This window comes from Amphritea opalescens (assembly GCF_003957515.1).
GTDB lineage: Bacteria > Pseudomonadota > Gammaproteobacteria > Pseudomonadales > Balneatricaceae > Amphritea > Amphritea opalescens.
Window position 1 is genome coordinate 91573 of sequence record NZ_RQXW01000011.1, and the last position, 20602, is coordinate 112174.

The 20602-nt window shown below is 46.6% G+C and carries 16 protein-coding genes and 2 pseudogenes; 6 read left to right on the forward strand and 12 right to left on the reverse strand.

Annotated features, from left to right (window positions below; genetic code table 11):
- Positions 1 to 7 precede the first annotated feature (7 nt).
- Together EH243_RS12925 and EH243_RS12930 are read right to left on the reverse strand one after the other, a co-directional pair.
- Positions 8 to 2152 carry an acetate--CoA ligase family protein gene (locus EH243_RS12925; RefSeq protein ID WP_126159090.1) on the reverse strand — a complete coding sequence of 715 codons (2145 nt, stop codon included), beginning with the start codon at positions 2150 to 2152 and terminating at the stop codon, positions 8 to 10.
- Between the two features lies 1 nt (position 2153).
- A complete protein-coding gene (locus EH243_RS12930) occupies positions 2154 to 2948 on the reverse strand; it encodes an enoyl-CoA hydratase/isomerase family protein (protein ID WP_126159091.1) in 795 nt (264 codons plus the stop codon).
- Between the two features lie 233 nt (positions 2949 to 3181).
- Between EH243_RS12930 and EH243_RS12935 the strand changes: the two genes are divergently transcribed.
- A complete protein-coding gene (locus tag EH243_RS12935) occupies positions 3182 to 4084 on the forward strand; it encodes a MurR/RpiR family transcriptional regulator (protein ID WP_126159092.1) in 903 nt (300 codons plus the stop codon).
- A gap of 319 nt (positions 4085 to 4403) precedes the next feature.
- Positions 4404 to 6338: an FAD-dependent monooxygenase gene (locus EH243_RS12940; RefSeq protein WP_126159093.1), complete on the forward strand. Its 1935-nt coding sequence runs from the start codon at positions 4404 to 4406 to the stop codon at positions 6336 to 6338.
- 187 nt (positions 6339 to 6525) lie between these two features.
- On the opposite strand, the gene EH243_RS12945 is transcribed toward EH243_RS12940, so the two are convergent.
- The 8 genes from EH243_RS12945 to EH243_RS12980 all read right to left on the reverse strand — a co-directional run bounded on the left by EH243_RS12945 (position 6526) and on the right by EH243_RS12980 (position 15212).
- On the reverse strand, positions 6526 to 8109 hold the full coding sequence (locus EH243_RS12945; RefSeq protein ID WP_126159094.1) for an ATP-binding response regulator: 1584 nt from the start codon (positions 8107 to 8109) through the stop codon (positions 6526 to 6528).
- A 43-nt stretch (positions 8110 to 8152) separates the two neighbouring features.
- A complete protein-coding gene (locus EH243_RS12950) occupies positions 8153 to 8938 on the reverse strand; it encodes an HAD-IIA family hydrolase (RefSeq protein ID WP_126159095.1) in 786 nt (261 codons plus the stop codon).
- Positions 8938 to 10086, reverse strand: coding sequence for an iron-containing alcohol dehydrogenase (locus tag EH243_RS12955; RefSeq protein ID WP_126159096.1), 1149 nt, complete (start codon positions 10084 to 10086; stop codon positions 8938 to 8940). The genes EH243_RS12950 and EH243_RS12955 overlap by 1 nt, the downstream gene beginning before the upstream one ends.
- Positions 10083 to 10892, reverse strand: a complete 810-nt coding sequence (locus EH243_RS12960; RefSeq protein ID WP_126159097.1) for a phosphodiesterase — start codon at positions 10890 to 10892, stop codon at positions 10083 to 10085. The genes EH243_RS12955 and EH243_RS12960 overlap by 4 nt, the downstream gene beginning before the upstream one ends.
- 92 nt (positions 10893 to 10984) lie before the next feature.
- Complete coding sequence (locus EH243_RS12965; protein ID WP_126159098.1) at positions 10985 to 12247, reverse strand: ABC transporter substrate-binding protein; 1263 nt, start codon at positions 12245 to 12247, stop codon at positions 10985 to 10987.
- Positions 12248 to 12290: 43 nt separating this feature from the next.
- The gene (locus EH243_RS12970) at positions 12291 to 13124 is read right to left on the reverse strand and encodes a carbohydrate ABC transporter permease (protein WP_126159099.1); all 834 of its coding nucleotides are present in this window, start codon (positions 13122 to 13124) and stop codon (positions 12291 to 12293) included.
- Positions 13121 to 14068, reverse strand: coding sequence for a carbohydrate ABC transporter permease (locus tag EH243_RS12975; RefSeq protein ID WP_126159100.1), 948 nt, complete (start codon positions 14066 to 14068; stop codon positions 13121 to 13123). Before EH243_RS12975 ends, EH243_RS12970 begins: the two co-directional genes overlap by 4 nt.
- Positions 14049 to 15212 carry an ABC transporter ATP-binding protein gene (locus EH243_RS12980; RefSeq protein ID WP_126159101.1) on the reverse strand — a complete coding sequence of 388 codons (1164 nt, stop codon included), beginning with the start codon at positions 15210 to 15212 and terminating at the stop codon, positions 14049 to 14051. Before EH243_RS12980 ends, EH243_RS12975 begins: the two co-directional genes overlap by 20 nt.
- 275 nt (positions 15213 to 15487) lie before the next feature.
- Here EH243_RS12980 and EH243_RS12985 point away from each other — a divergent pair, with 275 nt between their 5' ends.
- The 3 genes and pseudogenes from EH243_RS12985 (at position 15488) to yegD (ending at position 18066) form a co-directional block, all read left to right on the forward strand.
- Complete coding sequence (locus tag EH243_RS12985; RefSeq protein ID WP_126159102.1) at positions 15488 to 16126, forward strand: response regulator transcription factor; 639 nt, start codon at positions 15488 to 15490, stop codon at positions 16124 to 16126.
- A gap of 49 nt (positions 16127 to 16175) precedes the next feature.
- A pseudogene (locus tag EH243_RS18700) lies at positions 16176 to 16355 on the forward strand (transposase); the annotation flags it as partial.
- 358 nt (positions 16356 to 16713) lie between these two features.
- The gene (yegD, locus tag EH243_RS12990; protein ID WP_126159103.1) at positions 16714 to 18066 is read left to right on the forward strand and encodes a molecular chaperone; all 1353 of its coding nucleotides are present in this window, start codon (positions 16714 to 16716) and stop codon (positions 18064 to 18066) included.
- Between the two features lie 113 nt (positions 18067 to 18179).
- On the opposite strand, the gene EH243_RS12995 is transcribed toward yegD, so the two are convergent.
- The gene (locus EH243_RS12995) at positions 18180 to 19013 is read right to left on the reverse strand and encodes an FtsZ/tubulin family protein (RefSeq protein ID WP_126159104.1); all 834 of its coding nucleotides are present in this window, start codon (positions 19011 to 19013) and stop codon (positions 18180 to 18182) included.
- Positions 19014 to 19189: 176 nt separating this feature from the next.
- Here EH243_RS12995 and EH243_RS18705 point away from each other — a divergent pair.
- Positions 19190 to 19315: pseudogene (locus EH243_RS18705) on the forward strand (helix-turn-helix domain-containing protein); the annotation flags it as partial.
- Between the two features lie 234 nt (positions 19316 to 19549).
- Here EH243_RS18705 and EH243_RS13005 read toward each other — a convergent pair.
- A protein-coding gene (locus EH243_RS13005; RefSeq protein ID WP_241235078.1) for an IS5 family transposase occupies positions 19550 to 20523 on the reverse strand; the annotation gives its coding sequence in 2 pieces (ribosomal slippage) (positions 19550 to 20457 and positions 20457 to 20523; 975 coding nt in all).
- Between the last annotated feature and the right edge of the window lie 79 nt (positions 20524 to 20602).

A 20602-nucleotide genomic window follows, 5' to 3' on the forward strand; every position in this document is an offset into this window, starting at 1 on the left:
ATCTGGCTCACTTCTGTGTCTCCTGATCAACAATAACGCGGGCATCAACCACCGCATAACCATCATCGTAAGCGATAACAGGGTTAAGATCGAGTTCCGCTATATCGGGGTGAGCATCGACAATAGCAGACACTTTCATTAGCAGATCAACCAAGGCTTCTTTATCAACCGCGGCTTCTCCACGAACGCCTTCGAGAATCTTACGGGCCTTGATCTGATCGATCATCGAACGCGCATCATGGCGACTCAGCGGAATCGCTCGGAACGCAACATCCTTAAGAATTTCAACAAAGATGCCCCCCAGACCAAACATCAACACCGGGCCAAAGATCGGATCTCGGCTCATACCAATAATCACTTCAATCCCTTTGCGAGCCATCGGTGTGACCAGCACACCTTCAATCTCAGCATCGGCTTTATACTGCTGACAGGAGGCCAAAATCTCATCACGGGCGACGTTAAGTGCCGCTTCACCTGAGATATTTAATTTAACGCCACCAGCATCGGACTTATGCAAAATATCTTTAGAGACGACTTTCATCGCCAGCGGCGTATCACCAAACGCTTTGATAACACCAGCTAACTCGCTTTCGCTACGCACGATCATCTCTAGAGGAACATCTACGCCGTAAGAACGCAATAAAGACTTCGCCTCAAACTCAAACAGATCACGCCCCTCGGCATGGGCTTTACGGAAGCTGGCTGAACAATCCTCATTAACCACCAATGGCGCGTTATTTTCAGCCTGTTGACTGCTTTGAATATAAGCTCCCCGCTCGCCCAGCGCCGCCATGATTTTTACCGCATGTTCAATCGAAGCATAGACCGGCAAGCCCGCTTCACGCAGCCGTTGCAAAGGTGTAGGTTTGATATGCGCGTAGAGGCTATCGATAATTAATGGCTTACTGGTGCGTTTTGATAGTTCGATAATCGCATCCGCACAAGCTAACTCCTCTTCTTTCAGTTCTTCAGCGAAACGGATGCTGTAGCCGCCAAACATACCCACTAAAAAGACCATATCAACATTGGCATCGGCGGCTAAAATAGCCATGCAATCCGCTAATAGCGCCGGATGTGCATCGGTGCTCCCTGCGACATCAACAGGGTTCGCTAGGGATGCCTGAGGAAACAGAATATTGGCCAATGCATTGCGTGTTGTCTCGCTAAGTTCAGCCAGTTCAAGTCCCGCTTCAGAAATCCGATCGGACGCGATGGTCGCCTGACCACCGCCATCCGCCAGTACGGCAACCCGCTTACCCGCCGCTTGCTGCAGCAAACCTAAACCTTCGGCAACCGGTAAAATCTCATCTGAATTTTCGACCACATTGACGCCGACCTGACGCAACAGATCGACTGTCATCTGATAGCTACCCGCCAGAGCGCCAGTATGGGAACTCGCAGCTTTCTGCCCGGCTTCCGTACTACCCGATTTATACACAACCACGGGTTTTTGCTTCGATGTTTGTCGCGCGACATCTAAAAAGGCACGGCCATCTTTAAAACCTTCCACGTAAAAGGTCGCCACTCGGGTGTTTTCTTCTTCACCCAGATACTGAAGATAATCAGCAAAGTCGACATCGGTTTGGTTGCCCGGCCCCGCATAGGTGCTAAAACCAATATGGCCGTTATACTGTGCTTCGAGCGCCAGTGACAACAACATATTGCCGGATTGAGAGATAATGCCAATATCGCCGGGTTTAACATTATCCAACGCCAGCAAATTAACTTTTTTATGCAGGTTGAAAATACCCGAGGTATTGGGGCCGACAATGCGGACATCCGCTTGTTGCGCCGCCTCAAGCACCTGTTGTTCAAGCGCCGCACCCGCTGCATCTACCTCGGCAAAACCACTGGCCAGAATAATGGCGCCTTTAACACCATTCTCCCCGCACTGTTTTAACAAAGCCGGCAGCGTTTTCGCCGGAGTACAGATCAACGCCATATCGGCAGCAGCCGGCAGATCCGCGAGCGAAGCATAAGCTTTGACGCCCATGATCTCATCGGCTTTCGGATTAATCGGATAGATAGCGCCCTCATAGCCATCATTCAACAGGCCAACCATCGCCTTATAACCGCGTTTGGTTGGGTCCGCGGATGCGCCTACAATCGCGATGGAGTTAGGTGCCAGAAAATCATGTAATGCACTTCTCATCTCACTGGCCCTTAAACATTGGTGCACGTTTTTCAGCAAAAGCATCGACACCCTCTTGCCAATCTTTAGTGGTTGTACAGGTGAACACTCCGTCTAACTCCTGCTGCAATTGAGCATCTAAATCCGTATGTGAAGCATTGTTTAATAGCTTTTTAACAAACCGCATTGAGATCGGCGCTTTAGTCGCCAGTTCCGCCATAAAGGCTTCAGCCTCTGTCTGTAAATGGTCGGCAGCAACGGAGCGCGTCACCAAACCAATCGCCAGCGCTTCATTGCCATCGATCTTAGTGCCTAGAAAAATAAGTTCGCGGGCTTTCGCTAGCCCCACTAATCGGGTTAAAAACTGAGTCACACCACCACCGACACAGGTACCGATACTGACTTCCGGAAAACCAATTTTTGCGCTATCAGCCATGATCACAAAATCACAGGAGCACGCCATCTCGGCACCGGCCCCTAAGGCATAACCATTGATGGCGGCAACCACCGGTTTTGTAGAGCGAAAAATCGCTTCACAAACATCATTACCTAATTGCAGATATTCACGGCGCTGGTACTGGGTACGCTCACCCGCTCCATGCTCTTTCATATCCGCGCCGACACAGAAGGCACGGCCTTCACCGGTCAAAAGAATCGCACGAACATCCCTATCGGCCTCTGCCTTAGCCAAGGCCTCCAGCAGCTCTTGATAGAACAACTCAATCACAGCATTCAGACGATGCGGACGATTAAAACGAACCTCTGCGTAATTCCCTTTTTTAGTGTAGATCAGCGTTTCATAGCTTGGTGTAGTCATTAGTCTTACCTGTCTCAATATTACCGTGCTGTATTAACGAGCTGTATTAACGTGCTGTTGCCAAGTCGCCTCACAACACAATAATACATATGTACTTATAATTACATAATAGAATTCATTTGTATTATTGCAAGACAAACGTATCAAAAAAGACAATCGAGTGCTTTATTTGTATTACCTCGTTAAAATGGGATACATAGCTAAATGGGATCGTTCAAGGGATCAAGCCAAACATGACGACAGAAACCAACCCTCAGACCACCAGTGATGCCGATCGAGTATTGAAAGAACTCTCTTCACTTTATCCAACACTGACCCCGCAACTAAAAAAAGCGGCTGATTTTGTCCTAGAACATCCGGTGGAAGTCGCTCTATTGTCTATCCGCAAGAGCGCTGAAACCGCGTCCGTCACCCCTTCAACCATGACGCGATTGGCGAAAACCTTAGGCTTTGAACGCTATGATCGTTTTAGGCAGTTATTCCAAGAAGCGATACACACCAAAGCGCCATCCTCTTTTAGTCAGCGTGCGGAGTCTTTACAACACCTTGCCAGTAACAACACTGAAAACAATGTGTTATCCGAATACTCTACCGCTACCTTTAATAACCTCGAGCACTTCTTCCAAACAGAAACTTTAGAAAAAATAGAACAGGCTGCCCCTATCATCGTGAATGCCCGTAAAGTCTTCACGCTAGGCCTTAGAGATAACTTTGCGTGCGCCCACCACTTCGCTTATGTAGGCCAAATCGCCTTCCCCCATATCCAACTCATCAGAGGCGATCAAGGCACACTGTTAAGTGAACTCGCGGTCATTAACGAACAGGATGTCATCGTGGTATTTGGTTCAGACCCCTACGCCATCGACACGGTCAATGCGATCAATATCGTGCGAGAAGCCGGTGCTAAAATCATTGCCGTTACCGATAGTCTGAGATCCCCTTTAGCAGGCGATGCGGCCATCGTTTTTACCCTAAACAACGAAACACCCCATTTCTTCGGCACGCTTGTGCCCGCCATAGCACTCATCGAAGCGTTACTATCCGTTTGTGTCTCGTTGGGAGGCAGTGAAATAGTGCGTAATATTGATCAATTTGAAGAAAACCTTCGCCGTTTAGGCGGTTATTACACGCCCTGAGCATTTATCTAAGCTATATTCAGATGAGTAAGCATTTTTCTTTACCAACTTTCCTTACTAACGGTCTTTAGCAGCAAAGCAGATGTTTGATTTTCCAGTGTTTTAACCAGCTTTATTACTTTCAGGTACCTAGGAATAGACCTAGGAATACACCCACTATTTTCATGGGTAAAACCCCAAAATCCAGCGTTATCCAACGCCTTATGATCTGTCACTGATCAAAATAGACTTGCATGGGTAGCGCTCTCTGAATATCATTAACATATTAACTATTGGTCAATACATCAATAATAAGACCATCAATAAGGAGGATCGTATCATGCAATATCATCTGAACGGGTTCAAACCCGGTAATTATCAGGTTCCCGATGAGGCTAGGAAGCCTTACCCTGAACCGCCGATTGTAGATCTGCCTAATGAAGTTGATGTGCTGATCATCGGTACCGGACCTGCTGGTTTGACCATGGCTCGGCAGCTGTCTGAGTTTCCTGATATTAAAACCTGCATTGTTGATATGGCTCCCGGCCCTTTACTATTTGGCCGCGCAGACGGTATATCCTGTCGCACCATGGAGATCATGGAAGCCTTTAATAGCAGCGAAATGGTGGTTAAAGAGACCTACCAACTGAAACAAAACACCTTCTGGGAGCCGGACGAGGCCAACCCTGAAAACATCAAGCTGACGCACAAGATTGCCGATGCTCGCGCAGGGCTTTCCGAGTTTGTCCACGGTATTGTTAACCAAGCACGCCTGCATGAGCTACTACTTGATGGTATGGAAAGATCGGTTACCCACCTTCTTCCTCATTACAGCCGCCAATTGGTTGAGATGAACATCGACGAAAGCCTCACTCAGGATCTCGATGCTTACCCGATCACGGCCACCTTCAAAAGAGCCGACGAAGCAGGCGAAGGTAAAACAGAAACCGTTAAAGCCCGCTACATCGTAGGCGCCGATGGTGCCAGAAGTAACGTGCGCAGAAGCATGGATATCCCTCTAGAAGGCGACTCGGCCAACAAAGCCTGGGGCGTTATGGATATTCTGTTGAACACAGACTTCCCGGACATTCGCGTCAAAAGCTTTATCCAATCCAAAGATCACGGCGCCGTGATGACCATCCCACGTGAGGGCGGCTACCTTTGCCGTTTCTATGTCGAGATGGACCTACTGGGTAAAGACAAGCGCGTTAAGGATGTCAAACTGACCGAGCAAGATCTCATCGCCAAAGCGCAAAAGATTTTTCATCCCTATACGCTGGATGTGAAAGAAGTGGCTTGGTGGTCGATCTACGAGGTTGGCCAACGCCTAGCGGAGCGCTTTGATAATCGCCCTGTCGGCAGTTCAGACGATATTATCCCCCGTGCCTTTGTCGCCGGTGATGCCTGTCATACGCACAGCCCTAAAGGTGGCTGGGGATTGAACACCTCTCTGCCTGACACCTTTAACCTAGGTTGGAAGATGGCTGCCGTACTCCAAGGGAAAAGTCATCCTAAGTTGCTGAGCACCTACAGCACGGAGCGACGCAAAGTAGCGCAACAGTTGATCGACGCTGACCGCGAGCTATCTAGACTGGTAGCGACACGACCCACCGCAGGCGATAGCTCTCAGCAATCAACCGTTGATACGGCCAAGATCGAAGCCTTTATGAAACGCCAAAGCGGTTTTGTCTCTGGCACATCGATTGAATACTTCCCGTCATACATTTGCACAAACCAAGAGAACCAACATTTGGCCAAGGGCTTTCACATTGGTCAACGCATCCACTCGGCTGAAGCCACACGTGTCGCTGACGGTAGAAGCCAGCACTTGGGTCACTTGGTCAAAGCGGATGGTCGCTGGAGAATCTTCCTGTTTGGCGATGCGCAAGATCCGAGAGAGCCTTCATCAGCCGCCTACCAATTCGTCGATTTTTTAGCCAACGATGAATCTTCACCGGTGCAGAAATACACACCGAAAGGTGCTGACGTCGACTCAGTCATTGATACCTATGCCGTCTTTCAGCAGCAGGATTTGTCGATGCACGACCTACATGATTTCCTCTGGCCAGCCAAAGGGAAATATGGACTGCGTGACTATGAAAAAGTATTCCGCGCTGAACCTAGCAATGACATCTATGACCTTCGCGAAATTGACCGCTCCGCTGGCTGCATAGTCATTGTAAGGCCTGACCAGCATATCGCGTCTATCCTGCCCGTAACGGCACACGAAGAGCTGAAGCAATTCTTTGATGTCTTCATGATCGAGCAGAAGTAACCCGCTATCAAATGCACCTCAAAGCCCGCTAAGTAAAACTTAGCGGGCTTTTTACTTTCTGCAGAATAAACCCTGCCCCGCAGCCGCAAAGACAAAACACACTTCACTATTGCGTCTTTAAGAATACCGGCCCCACCTTGGGAATAAGTCAGGCTCATGCTACTTCGAAACACTTGCTATAAAGTAACTAACGAAAACGCTGTTGCAATAACGCTCTCAGTTTCATCGGTTTAAGTGGTTTATGCACCACAGGATACCCCTGAGCTTTAATCTGTTGCAGCTGTTCTGGTTCAGTATCTCCGGTGATCACTAAGCCAGGGATTTTTTTACCGAATTTGGCGCTTAATATATCGATAGCGACGCAGCCCTTTTCATTATCACTTAAATGATGATCGACTAACATCAGGTCTGGGCAGCATTTAATCTGTTGAATCTCAGTGAGGTTTGTTGCCGTATCCACCCGACAACCCCAATCGCGTAATAATAATGCTGTCGCTTTAAGGTTATCTAGATCATCGTCCAGTACGAGGATGCAGTACTGGCTTATATCGGGGTATTCCGTGGCCTGAGGAATAACCTCCACCGCTTGGATAGGTTGTTGATGCAGCGGAATAATCACCCTAAACATCGAGCCACGTCCCACCAGCGAGCGGATCTCCATCGGGTGTTGCAACATATTACAGAGCCGATTGGCGATCGATAATCCTAGCCCTAATCCCTGTCGTCTTACCTTACCCACCTCGAGTTGTTTAAACTCGCCTAACATAATATCGATTTGTTCCGTCGGAAAACCGATGCCGGTGTCCCATACTTCGAGTGCCAATGCTCCCATGTGCGGTCTGACCGCAACGAGCACTCGCCCAGTATCGGTATACTTAATCGCATTAGCCATTAAGTTGCGTAAGATACGCCCTAACATAGAGCTATCGCTGTAACTATAATATCCGCAGCCACGAATCGTTAAGGTTAACCCTTTGCTTTGCGCTTGGGGTGAGAACTCCTGTTCGACATGTTTCAACAATAAGCTAAGGTCTAGAGGCTGTAGTTTTGGTTCAATAACGCCGGCATCTAATCGGGAAATATCTAATAACGAATCAAACAGGCTTTGCATGGTATTGAGGCAGGTATCAATTCCGGAGAGGAGCTCACGCTCTTCCGAGGATTCTAATCGCCCCGACAGGGCGCTGACAAGAATGCCCATGGCATGCAACGGCTGGCGTAAATCATGGCTGGCCGCGGCAAGAAAGCGCGACTTACCCTGGTTTGCTCGGGCTTCCGCGATAGCCGCCTGATGCTCGCGCTGTTCGGCCTGTTTAATCCCAGTGATATCAGTATAGATACCAACCGTGCCACCATCTCGCGTTTTCCGCTCTTTCGCTTGTAACCACTTACCCGAATAATTCTCCACCTCAAAGCTACCGTGGCCACTATGATGCAGTGCCATGCGCTTTTCACGATAGGCCTCGGGAGACGCAGACACGTCATTAATATCATCAAATCGCACCACTCGACCGGTACGAATATTTTGCTCAACCAGCTCAGAAAAGTGCACGCCAGGTCTAACTTTATCCGGCTCAAGAAACTGTAGGGGATATTGGCTATTACACATAACTAAACGATCATCCGGCCCCCAATAGACAAACGCCTCGGCGATATTTTCAATCACATCTAGCAACCAACCCGCTTCACTACTCAGCAGCGCCCACACATCGGGGTTGGCGAGATCAGCACGGGCGGTTTTAATCGCGGGACTAAAGGAGGCGGTCTGCATAGTAAGATTCCATCATATTTTTCACTATGATATTTCAAGTTTATTACGAATTGACTAAAGCCTCTGTTCGCACATGACTCAAAGGATTATTGAGTAAGGCATTTAGGTTGATCGCATCCGCCTCGGGGTGCTGTCCCACCAAAAATGTTCGTATACCCAAGGCTTCAGCACCATCACGGTCGGTTTTAGGGTTGTCACCAATCATGACACTGTGGCGCGGAGCCGCATGGGCTTTGGCCAATGCCATCTGAAACAAACCCGCTTCCGGTTTACCTATCACTCGATACTGTAGTTGCGGCAAAATACTGGTGAATAACATCAGTAAGCTACCGGTTTCAGGCACCGGATCACCATCAGGGTCAGGGTGTGATAGATCTGGATTGGCTACCAATAAAGGCACCCCACGGCTAAGATGCTTAATGGCCAAACTTAAACGCTGATAACTCAAATCAGTATCACGCGTTAGTACGATCACCGCCGGTTGATTATCATCTTCAACAATACCTAAACTGGCGGCATAGGTACGCAGCGATTGACGGGCTAGTAACATCATCCCTTGCGTCGAATAGCAACGACGGGCCTCGGCTAGTACCACCTCTCCGGCCAGTAGCATCTGCTGTGGCGCAATCGTTAACCCTAGCTGCCCTAACCGGCGACTCAGCTCATCGGCGCTATGGCTAGAATTATTCGACACTAACCAGAACTTCTCTGCCGCCTGCTCAATCAGCGCTGCGGCACCAGGTAATACCTGCTGCCCCGCAATTAGACAGCCATCCATATCAACCAATATCGCCTCAGATTCAGCAATTAATGCACTAAACGCCTTCATCAAGCCACCCCTTGTGATTGGCTTTCTTGCTGCGCATGGTGAATTAACAGCTGCTCTAAAGCATTCGCATTACCGCTCCAATTTTGCCCCCGTGCGTTATAGCATGCCTCATTAACTAAACCGGGCCAGCGCACCGGTTCAATACCGTAAGACTCAGGCTGCGTAGAGACACCAAGTGTTTTTAGCCATGCAGTTAGAGTCGCTTCTGCGATATCGAGATGACCAAAAATCGCTCGTAATGCTTGGTCGATATCGGCATGCATACCACAGGAAGCGGTTAAAATTTGAGGCAATGTAAACGAACAAGCGATCCCGTGAGGTACGTCATATTTCAGTGTCAACGGATAGGATAGCGCATGGGCGATGGCGGTTTGAGTATTCGAAAACGCCAACCCTGCTAACAAGGCCGCTTCGGCCATTTGACGGCGTAAATCATGATTACCTAAATCGTTTAATAATTTTGGCAACACATTAAGAATAGCTTTTGAAGCATCGATGGCAAAACTTTTACTAACGGGATTTCGGTTGATATTCCAGATGCTCTCTAACGCATGACTCAGAGCATCTAAACCGGTTTGTCGAGTTAATTCAAAGGGGAGATTGATACTCAGTTCAGGGTCAATGACAGCCCACTCTGGATACAGAGACGGCCCTTTTACCGAGTATTTTTTACCGCCGCTGCGGTGCCAAATGGTGCCCCAACAGGTAACTTCAGAGCCTGTACCTGCCGTGGTCGGAAGCGCGATAATCGGCCAAGTTGGCCCGCTAACATCCTTGGCGGCTAAAAGGTTTTGATGAAAGCAATCGAAGTCCCCCCTTGAGGCCGCTAAAGCTTTAGCCGTATCGAGTACTGAACCGCCCCCCAAAGCAACAATTAGCTTCGGTGCTTGGGGTAAGTTGGCCAACATCTGACACTGAATTTTAATATCATCTAAGTCAGGGTTAGCACGAATAGAGTCAATGACCATCAATGGTTTGGCTTGCTGGGCAATACGTTCAGCCCACTGTTTGAACACCGGTTCAGCATAGGTAACAAGGATATAGGGTCGGCCATCAATTAAGCTGGATAGTTGATCAATTGCGCCGTTAGCACAATAAATCTGCACCGGGTTATTAAATTGCCAAGGGGGTGATAAGACGGTGCTCATGCATTCCACTCCGGCTCGGTTGAGGCATTAAAAGGAGTAGATGGGTCTAAGAAATCATGATTATGAACGATCACATTATCGTCATCAATAAACACAATCGCATAGGCCGGTGGTTCATGGTTGAACAGGTAGTGATCTTCCTCCTGAAAATCCAATACCACTTGATGGTTTAGGCCTCTGAGCGTGGAAAAGCCGATACCCGACCATGAACCGTGCATAGGCCGATGGTAATGGCCAAAAAACAGATGTTTTACTCTGCCATGGCTATGTAACAGGCTTTGTAGTTTAGCCGCATCCTGAATATCCAGACCGATTTTATCCATCGGTTTAATACCTGTTTTAAAGGGGGCATGGTGCATAAACAGATAAACATCACCACTGGCTTGTGCCAACTTTTCCGCCAGCCACTGTTGCCGTTTTTCGCAATAAGCGCCGGCATGAGTACCCTCTTTAACCGAATCCATAAAGATAAAACTACCACTACTGTTATGGATAACCGATTGTACAAAACCATTTTCATCATATTGCAGCGAAGGAAACTGTGCCCCTAGACGACCACGATGATCATGATTACCTACCACTAATTGCACCGGCACCTTTAGCTCGGCAATAATGTCAGCGAACTGAGCATAAGCCTCTGGCTCGCCAGCATGAGCTAAGTCACCGGTAATTACGCAGAGATCAGCATCAGCATGCTCGGCATTAATCGAAGCGACACAGGCTCGCAACCGTTCAGCGGGAAAGGAACCATACAATGGCTGCCCCGGCTGCGTTAAATGGGTATCGGTTAGGTGGATCATTTTCATGGTATTACCTTGTTATCTGTATACCTGAGCTGACAGCTCGGTGAGGCGAAGCCGCACATCCGACAATGATGGCGGCTCGATGAATAGTCTGATTAACGCGGCAAATATTTTTGAACGTCTGAGACCATATCGTTAAGCACAGCGCCGGATTCATTCACACGATCACCACTAGCGATCGACTGCATATGATCATGAATGATCTTGGTGATTTTGAGGCCGTTTTTACCGGGAAAAGCATACCAATCAGTCATCAACGGCAGTTGTTTGACGGCGGTGTAATGATTGGGGTGATCACGATAAAAATCAGTTAGATATTCCTCATTGGCTTTTTTGTTTGGTGGCATATAACCGGTGGTTTGCGCTACGATGGCTGCCCCCTTACCCGATGTGGAAAACTTGATAAATTTCCAGGCAGCATCCTGTTTAGCTGCATCTTTGGTTAACATGACGATGGCGTTGCCCCCAGCTGGCAGGCGACCACCAGCTTTCACACTGGGAAAGAAATTTGTTTTCATCTCAAATTTGTCCCCAATAAGCTGTTCAGCTTTAGTCACGTTCGAGGTTGACCAGAACCAGATGCCGGCTTTACCCGAAATAAAAGACTGTCGGCCATCTGCGCTAGAGTAATTTTTCATACCGCCCTCTTTAAAGAAGCGAGCAAAGGTTTCTAATGCCCATTGCCCTTCTTCGCCACCGAAGCTCACTGTTTTTTCGTCAGCGCTCAGCATCGAACCTCCTTGCGAGAATACGGGTGCTTGCCATAGCCAATTACCCGTGATCTGCCAGCCATAAACCATCCCCGTCACATCATCACCGAGGGCATCGATTTGCTGAGCTAACTGAATAACCTCATCCCACGTTTTCGGAAGGTTATGTTCATCCCAACCCGCTTGACGAACTAGATCCATATTGTAATAAGCGATGGGTAAAGACACGGCAAATGGCACGGCATAGACTTCATGATTGTAAGTGCCGATATCCAGCATGGCTTTATGATATCCCTCTTTATCAAAGCTCTGCTCTTTAGCAATAAAAGGTTCTAATGAAACGGCAATATCACGTTCAACGAGGGGTCTAACTCGGTTGAGACCCTGAAATGAGATATCTGGCAGGCGCTTAGTAATCGACTCACGCATTACCTTTTGCGTTGCATCTTCATAATTTTCATAAGGGGCCCGAAAATTCAATTGAATATCAGGGTACTGGGATTCAAACTCTGCTTTGATCTCGGTAAAAGTTTCTTTAAAGGTACCGCCATATGGATATTGCACTACCAGTTCGGTGGCTGCAAAAGCACTTCCCGTTAGGGTTAGCGTACATGCCGCGATTAAGCGTTGAAGAGATTTGAGTGTCATTTTTGACTCCTTAATAGATAGAGAAGGTTTATTTAGTCGATATTTATTTCATGCCCGAGAGCGTGATGCCCTCGATAAAACGTTTTTGAGCCAATAAAAATGCGCCGACTAACGGAGTAATAACGATCGTTGCGGCGGCCATCAATGGGCCATAATCGTTGCCGGTGTCATCATTTCTAAAATTCACTAAACCGAGCGGCGGGGTGTAATAATCAGGTGAGTTCAGCACAATAAGTGGCCAAAAATAGTCATTCCAGTGAGCAACGATAGAGAAAATACCGAATGACACCAGTGCGGGCATCGCCGTTGGCAGCATTACCTTCCAAATAATGGCTAACTCGCTAAAACCATCAATCCGCGCGGCATAAATCAGGTCATTGGGAATGGTCATAAAAAACTGTCTCATCAAGAAGATACCAAATACCGAAATACTAAACGGCGCGATTAACGCCATATAGCTATCGAGCCAACCAAACTGATACATCAGCAGATACCAGGGAATCGAGACCGCCTGAGGTGGAATAAGCAAACAAAACAGCACCGCCGCAAACAGGGTTTTCTTACCTTTAAAACGCATCTTTGCTAAGGCATATGCAACGGGTACCGCGATGCTCACTTGACATAAAAAAATCGTTGCCGTGACCACAATACCGTTTAGCAGAAACTTCATTAACGGTATGCGCGTCAGCGCTTCACTATAGTTTTCAATGAAATACCAGTGTTGTGGCCATAGTGTCAGCTCTGAGCTAAAGATCTCATCCGGTGGCTTAACCGAAGTCAGCAACATCCAGATAAACGGCATCAGCATGACCATCGCCCCACTCATAAGAACTAAGTGCCGGAACAAACGAAACAATAAGGAAGGTTGACGATTCATGAGTAGTGCACCTTACGTTCAAGGAAACGGGTTTTAAGCAGGGTTAGCAGCAGCACGAAGAAGAGAAAAACAACCGTGATGGCCGCCGCATAACTGGTGCGGAAATACTCAAAGGCTTCGGTATATATGGTGTATAACAACACTTCTGAGGCTTTATTAGGGCCTCCTTTGGTTAACACCTGCACCGTATCAAACACCTGAAATGCCTTACTAGACGTGATCACGACGACAAACAGAGTGATAGGGCCGAGCAGAGGCCAGGTCACCAGCCGAAAACGATCCCATGCAGAACTTGCACCATCCATCTCAGCAGCCTCATAAAGGTGTGACGGGATGCTCATTAAGCCGGAGATGAACAATACTAAATTGAACCCCACTTGCTGCCAGATGCCGATGCCGCAGAGCACATACAACACCAAGTCACTGTCCTGTAGCCAGTTAGGGCCCGCTATGCCAAGCTCTTTTAATATCAGATTCAATAGCCCAAAATCAGGATGGAGTATCACCTGCCAGACAATTGACATAGCGATCAGCGTAGCCATTACCGGTAAAAAATAGACCGCCCGATAGAACGATTTGCCCTGCTTACCCGCTTCGATCAGCATGGCAGCCCCTAAGCCTAGGAAAACAGAACCGGGCACCACAATAGCAACATAGATCATGGTGTTTTTTAACGATTGCCAGAAGGTGGGATCGCTAAACAACTCAGCATAGTTATCCAAGCCGATCCACTCAAAAGCACTCATGCCCAGTTGCCAATCCGTAAAAGAGAGCAGCAGGACCGCAGCAATCGGCCCGATCAAAAACAGCAACATCAACCCCGTGGCGGGGAGTGAGAGAAACCAACCCAGTAATCGTTCATATTGGTCAGCTCCTCGGTAGACACGCCAGCGGCTTGTGCGACGAGGTAAAACCGGTGATACATCAGACAGCGACTGATTCATGATGCACCTCCGCAGCGATTTTTTCTGAGGCAACACGACGGCCACTCTGATTGAAAATCAGCGTATGTTTCGGTTTAATACGGATGCCGACCGTTGCCCCCAAGCTTAACTGTTGGCCCTGTTCAACATCGCAACGCACCAGCATCGGCTCTGTTAGAGTGTCGATGGTGATATGGGCAAAAAACTCCGCGCCCATATTCTCTAAATAGATAAGCTGCCCTTGAATATCCCCCTGTTCGGCGCGACAAACGGTGGCATTTTCCGGACGCACCCCCACCCTAATTTGTGTCTGTCTAGGCTGAGTAGCGACACGTAAAGGCTGCCCACAAACAGTGACTCGGCCAGCACTGTTAACCTCACCTGGTAACAGGTTAATTTTGGGGCTACCAATAAACTCCGCCACCCGCACATCCACCGGGTTACGATAGATCTCTTCAGGTGTTGCCACTTGCAATAGCTCACCATCCATCATCAACGCAATACGATCCGACATCGTCATCGCCTCGGCCTGGTCATGGGTGACATAAATAAATGTCGTGCCAAGCTGCTTATGTAATTGAGCGATCTCGGTACGCATATGAATACGTAGCTTGGCGTCTAGATTGGAGAGTGGTTCGTCCATCAGAAAAGCAGCAGGGTCTCTTACCATCGCTCGTCCTAACGCCACACGTTGCCGTTGGCCACCGGAAAGCTCACCTGGACGGCGATCTAATAAGTGCTCTATCTGTAATAACTCAGCGACCGCCGCGACTTTACTATCAATGCCGGATTGACGTTCAGCGGCACCGGGTAGAACACGTGCTAACAGCGGCAGACGCTGATACCAACAGTAGCTACGCATACGAATGGGGGTAGCAATATTCTCTTTAACCGTGAGGTGTGGGTATAACGCATAAGACTGAAACACCATCGACAGATTACGATCTTTAGGCCGAAGCTGATCCACGGGTTGGCCGCTGATATTAACCTGACCGTTAGTCTGGGATTCTAAACCCGCAATAATGCGTAGTAGTGTTGACTTACCGCACCCAGATGGGCCAACCAGGGTCATAAACTCACCGTCTCTGACCGTTAGATCGATCTGATCCAAAATCTGTGTTTCACCAAACGACTTGTTCAATTTACGTATCGAAATTTCAGCCAAAACCTGTGCCTCATGTGCAAATGTTGCTTAATGGCTGAGGATAATAGGAGGCAATTGTGACTGTTTTGTTATAATAAAATCATTAATTTTCAATAATCTACGATTAAATCAAGTACTTGAGTACCCAGGAAAATACCCCAGAGGTACCGCATAAATTACAATTTCATTGCAGGTGTATGACTTAAAAGGCTTATTGCAACATCACTGTCATAGCGACAAGGTACTTTAGTACTTTGACTGGGTACCTAGATTTAAATTTAATTGAGCAATATTTTATGAAAATTCTTCTGGCAGATGATCACGAACTGATTCGCAAAGGACTAAAAGAGATAATTTCGGCGCTCAATATCACTTGGCACATATCGGAAGTAGCATCTTTACCTGCGGCTATGACCGCGTTAGCCAACGATCATGAGATAGAATTGGTGTTACTCGATCTTTATCTACCCGGTGCTACCGGAATCGAAGGGTTAATACAGCTCAAACAGCAGTTTCCTGGCACTGCCGTCGTGATCATTTCATCGGCAGAAGCCCCCGATATTGTTGCCGCCGCGATGCAAAGCGGTGCCTCTGGTTATATCCCTAAATCAACTAGCAATGAGGTGATGGCTAAGGCGCTTGATTTGGTTATCTCTGGCGGAGTGTATATTCCACCACAGGCATTATTAAACAGTGTCACCCCTGCTGTAACCACGAGTCCCGCCGAGGTTTTTCCCTTGTTCGACAAACTCAATCACACCCAACAACGCATCGCTGCACTCTTGAGTGCGGGCCTGAGCAACCAAGAGATTGCTCATGAAACAGGCTTTGCTCTTCAAACTATTAAGAATCAAGTAAGTAATATTCTGCGTACCACCCAATTAGAGAATCGAGCAGCATTGGCAGCTAAGCTAGCGCTTAGGAAAATTCAATGACAGCGCGACTACGCTTAAATAGCACCCGATAGGAAGGCCTTTGAAGAATATAAAGCCTCCACCTTTAGCAAAAAATGTCGCACTTACGATATGCACCCTCGGAAGACCGCATCCTCTGCCGACTACGTTTTACATTCACTGCTTGCAGTATTGGTACAACATCAGCGAGCCTGCCATGGAGAATGGACTTTATGAAATCGCGACCATGCGTTTGCTCTCTGAGTTATCGAGGGGCACAAAACGAGACTAACTAAAAAACATCGCAGCAGATTGGCTTATTGCGCAATTCCAAGTAAGGTACGGCGTCTAAGGAAGATGCGAATAAGCCCTTCCCATGAGACAATTCATTTTTTAATTTTCGAGCCTGACCATGTCCTCCCATCTATTAGTAAAGACATTATCATCTATGTTCATCATTACTCGTTGATCGCCTCGAGTGCATCCTGTTTCAACATCAAGCATTTGAAATGATAAGAAAAATATAGATTTTTAGACTATCTCATTCACAGCCGTTGTGTGAGTGAATGAACGTATCCAAATAAATTAAAATGAATCTGTAAATAAAGATACAGTATTAAGGGTGAATAATGGCTATTGGCTTTGATTTTGGAACATCTAACTGTTCAGTTGCGCATGTTGTGAATGGTCATGTTCAAACGATTCCTCTATCAGAGAACGAAACGTTTATTCTATCAGCATTGTGTGCTCCAACTCGTGCAGCGGTATCAGAGTACCTCTTTCGTTGCTTAAATATTGCACCGTCGAGTAGTGCCGGAGAAGCCGTTCTCAGCCGTGCAATGTCAGACAACCGTGCCGAGGGTTTAGAGGTTAGATTAGATGATGTACTTTTTGGCAAACAGGCTTTAAATCTATACCTCGAAGACCCGGATTACGTCTACTACGTCAAGTCACCGAAGTCCTTTTTAGGAACGCTACAATTACGAGAACCCCAACTAGTATTATTTGAAGATATCGTTTGTGCCATGATGGCTAACATCAAAAGCAGAGCAGAGGCGTATTTAGGGCAAGAAATCACCGAAACGGTAATAGGCAGACCGGTGGTATTTAATACGCTAGGTGGTGAAAAATCTAATATTCAGGCTGAAGGAATATTGTATAGAGCTGCTTCTAGGGCTGGGTTTAAGCATATTGAATTTCAATTTGAACCTGTAGCAGCGGGTTTAGATTTTGAGTCAACCCTCACTTCAGAGAAAAATGTACTCGTCGTTGATATTGGCGGGGGGACCTCTGACTGTTCCATGATACGTATGGGCCCGAAGTGGCTAACAAAAAAAGACCGGCCCGAGACGCTTTTAGCACATGCAGGAAAATCGGTGGGTGGTAACAATTTAGATATATCTATAGCGTTTCAGCGATTTATGCTGGAGTTTGGTAAGGAAACAAATTATAAGTCCGGTAAAGCCATGCCTACGATGTTTTTTTGGGAGGCTGTTGCAACAAATGATGTCAACGCGCAACGAAAATTTTATTCGTATGAGAATTTAGAAACATTGAAGAGGCTCCGTGCAGAAGCTATGTATCCAGAAAAGGTACAAAGGCTTATTCAGGTGCATCAAAAAGCATTAGGTCACATGGTTGTCGGGGAGGCTGAAAAAGCAAAAATTACACTTTCAGACCAATCTGAGTATATAGCGAGCATCGACTTACTCTCGGAGAAAATTGATATTCCAATATTCTCTGAGCAGATGGAAAAATCCATTGCTGAGCCGATGCGTCAGATTAAAAATTTGATTAAAGAGATCTTGCTACAAGGAGAAGTCACTCCGGATGTGGTGTATATAACAGGCGGTTCGGCGCGCTCTCCTATTGTGCGAGAGGCTGTTAAATCGGTGCTTCCCAATACACCTATTGCTAGTGGAAACTATCTAGGTTCTGTTACTGAAGGCTTAGCTCGATGGGCGGATTTATGTTTCAAATAAACACTATTTCCAAATTTAATTGAGTTTTAACTGGCTGGGAAAATACGATTAATAGCTCTATAAAAAGGTAGATCTAATAGATCTACCAAACAACTCAACAATGAGATTATAGATTAAATTGTGTAGCGGGTAGAACCAGCAACGAAGCTGATTTCTATAGAGCCGTTATCTCCAAATTCCTGGCGGGGAACCCAACCGGCAACCAGCTCCCCTTCGGGTACGACAAGCTTATCAACAGTCTCACAAATAATTGAAAACTCATCTAGGTTCACAGGCCCGCCATAAATAGTAATCAACACTGCTTCTAACGGAGGTAATGAAACCTGACTTAACGCAATGGTTATAGCACGCAAAGCGGCGCCTTCACCTGATGAACGACCGCTAGCCGCATACAACTGCAATGCATCATTTCTCTTTAACACGCCACGAACATCAGCATAATCAACAGCGACTGGAGAAGGCTCCATGATCAGCGCAACGATGCCACGCACCGCGATAACAGCACCCTCAACAGACTCAAAAATAAGGTTTCCACTATAATATAAGGACTTATATTCAGCGGTTATAACTCTTCGCACATCATTAATTTGATCTGCAGACCAATGAACTGCTATGAGGAAAATATCCGCATCATAGCGACATAATTGTTCAATCGTCTTCTTACGCCACAAGTGGGTATCGCTACATAAAAAAACCGTTAGATCCCCGTTTTCCAATAAGTTAGAAAGTGCATCATCTGTAATTGCAACACTATCAGATGCTTTATGCATACCGCTTTCACCACGACCAGAAGCTCTAACCCAACGCCAATCAACCATATGCCCCGTAATTTCATCAATGACTAGATAATGGCACTGATCGATCAAAGAAAGAGTTTTAAACTCGGAAGAAAAACAGACAATTCTAATAATGGCGCCTTCTGAGCATGAATTTACCAGTTCAAACATATTGATATCCTTAAAAATATAAAAATTGTCTAAAAATTTACGAATCAATCAATCCTACTATTATCAATTAGCTTGGGGATTCATATAATAAATGCGACACTTTTTGCTAAAGAGGAAGAGGTGTTCAACTGCTGACCTTGGTACGTTTCTTCTGGCCAAAGACCAAGTGTATCACTATGACATATCAACAGTTGACCGAAGGGAAACGATATCAGATATCGATTCTTCTTGCGCAGGGTTATTGGCCTGCTTTTATCGCTAAAACAATCGATGTACATAGTTCAACCGTTTATCGAGAACTAGACCAAAACAGATCAAAGGATGCAATGAATACTATTGGCTTTATGCTTTATGGGGTCGTTCATGATTATAAAACCAAACCAGATTGTTGCATAGTCTTGGGAAACTACGATTAAGAAGTCGCAAAACACTCAATCTCTATTTTTCAAATAAAAAAGCACAGAATTCCACCTGTTTTGATGCTTTTTCACCACTAAACAAGCTTATTTAGCCTTGTTTAGTGGATTTTGAACGGATTAACCCCTTGCCGCTCGTATCATCTGGTCAACCCTAAACACATTGGCTAAGGAAAACAGCATCGCCAGTTTGTTATCATTTTTCTCTAAGCCGCGATAGATGACTTTCCTAAAGCCAAACTGACGCTTTATGATCCGAAACGGGTGCTCTACTTTTGCTCTGATACTGGCTTTTATGTATTCCGTTTGGATAGGTTGCTTGTTTATTCTTGGACGTTTCTTGAGAAGACGCACCTTGCTTGGCATTTCAGCAATCAACCAATCCGCTTTGATGTCTTTGAGCTCTTCTCGTTTTTGTGCGCCTCGATAACCCGAATCTGCCGAGATAAAACGTTCTTCACCATGAAGCAACTTCTCTGTTTCTGTAATGTCGTGTACGTTGGCCGCTGTCGTACTTAAGCTGTGTGTTAGTCCTGTTCTGGCGTCAACGCCAATGTGAGCTTTTAGCCCAAAAAACCATTGTTTCCCTTTTTGAGTCTGGTGCATCTCTGGATCGCGTGCTTTCGCTTTATTTTTAGTCGAGCTAGCCGCTTCAATAATAGTGGCGTCGACAATTGTGCCTTCTTTTAGATAAATCCCAGCGCTAGACAACCACTTATTGACCTCTTTGAACAGCTGACGGGAGAGCTTATGCTTTTCCAGTAAGTGCCTAAAATTCATGATGGTTGTGTGGTCCGGGATAGCGCTATCCAGCGACAATCCAGCAAACAAACGCATGGACGTGATTTCATAAAGCGCGTCTTCCATAGCAGGGTCGCTCATGTTGTACCAATGCTGCATGCAGTGAATGCGAAACATCGTAGACAGCGGGTACGGTCTTCTTCCTTTTCCAGCCTTTGGATAGAAGGGCTCAATAACTGTTTCAAGCTGATTCCACGGCATCAGTACATCCATTCGAGTCAAAAAATTTCTTTACGTGTTTTACGACGTTTGTTGTTGAATTCGCTGTCGGCAAAGGTAAGTTGATGTGGCATGGTCAGGCTCGAAGATTAAAAATAAATTGTCTCATGAGCAGGGCTTATTCGCATCTTCCTTAACAATTCTCTTCTTTTA

Excerpts from the sequence above, each read along its gene's own strand:
- EH243_RS12965 (WP_126159098.1), bottom strand. The coding sequence starts at position 12,247 with ATGACACTCAAATCTCTTCAACGCTTAATCGCGGCATGTACGCTAACC.
- EH243_RS12950 (WP_126159095.1), bottom strand. The coding sequence starts at position 8,938 with ATGAAGGCGTTTAGTGCATTAATTGCTGAATCTGAGGCGATATTGGTT.
- EH243_RS12930 (WP_126159091.1), bottom strand. The coding sequence starts at position 2,948 with ATGACTACACCAAGCTATGAAACGCTGATCTACACTAAAAAAGGGAAT.
- EH243_RS12945 (WP_126159094.1), bottom strand. The coding sequence starts at position 8,109 with ATGCAGACCGCCTCCTTTAGTCCCGCGATTAAAACCGCCCGTGCTGAT.
- EH243_RS12975 (WP_126159100.1), bottom strand. The coding sequence starts at position 14,068 with ATGAATCAGTCGCTGTCTGATGTATCACCGGTTTTACCTCGTCGCACA.
- EH243_RS12960 (WP_126159097.1), bottom strand. The coding sequence starts at position 10,892 with ATGAAAATGATCCACCTAACCGATACCCATTTAACGCAGCCGGGGCAG.
- yegD (WP_126159103.1), top strand. The coding sequence starts at position 16,714 with ATGGCTATTGGCTTTGATTTTGGAACATCTAACTGTTCAGTTGCGCAT.
- EH243_RS12955 (WP_126159096.1), bottom strand. The coding sequence starts at position 10,086 with ATGAGCACCGTCTTATCACCCCCTTGGCAATTTAATAACCCGGTGCAG.
- EH243_RS12935 (WP_126159092.1), top strand. The coding sequence starts at position 3,182 with ATGACGACAGAAACCAACCCTCAGACCACCAGTGATGCCGATCGAGTA.
- EH243_RS12940 (WP_126159093.1), top strand. The coding sequence starts at position 4,404 with ATGCAATATCATCTGAACGGGTTCAAACCCGGTAATTATCAGGTTCCC.
- EH243_RS12995 (WP_126159104.1), bottom strand. The coding sequence starts at position 19,013 with ATGTTTGAACTGGTAAATTCATGCTCAGAAGGCGCCATTATTAGAATT.
- EH243_RS12970 (WP_126159099.1), bottom strand. The coding sequence starts at position 13,124 with ATGAATCGTCAACCTTCCTTATTGTTTCGTTTGTTCCGGCACTTAGTT.
- EH243_RS12985 (WP_126159102.1), top strand. The coding sequence starts at position 15,488 with ATGAAAATTCTTCTGGCAGATGATCACGAACTGATTCGCAAAGGACTA.
- EH243_RS12925 (WP_126159090.1), bottom strand. The coding sequence starts at position 2,152 with ATGAGAAGTGCATTACATGATTTTCTGGCACCTAACTCCATCGCGATT.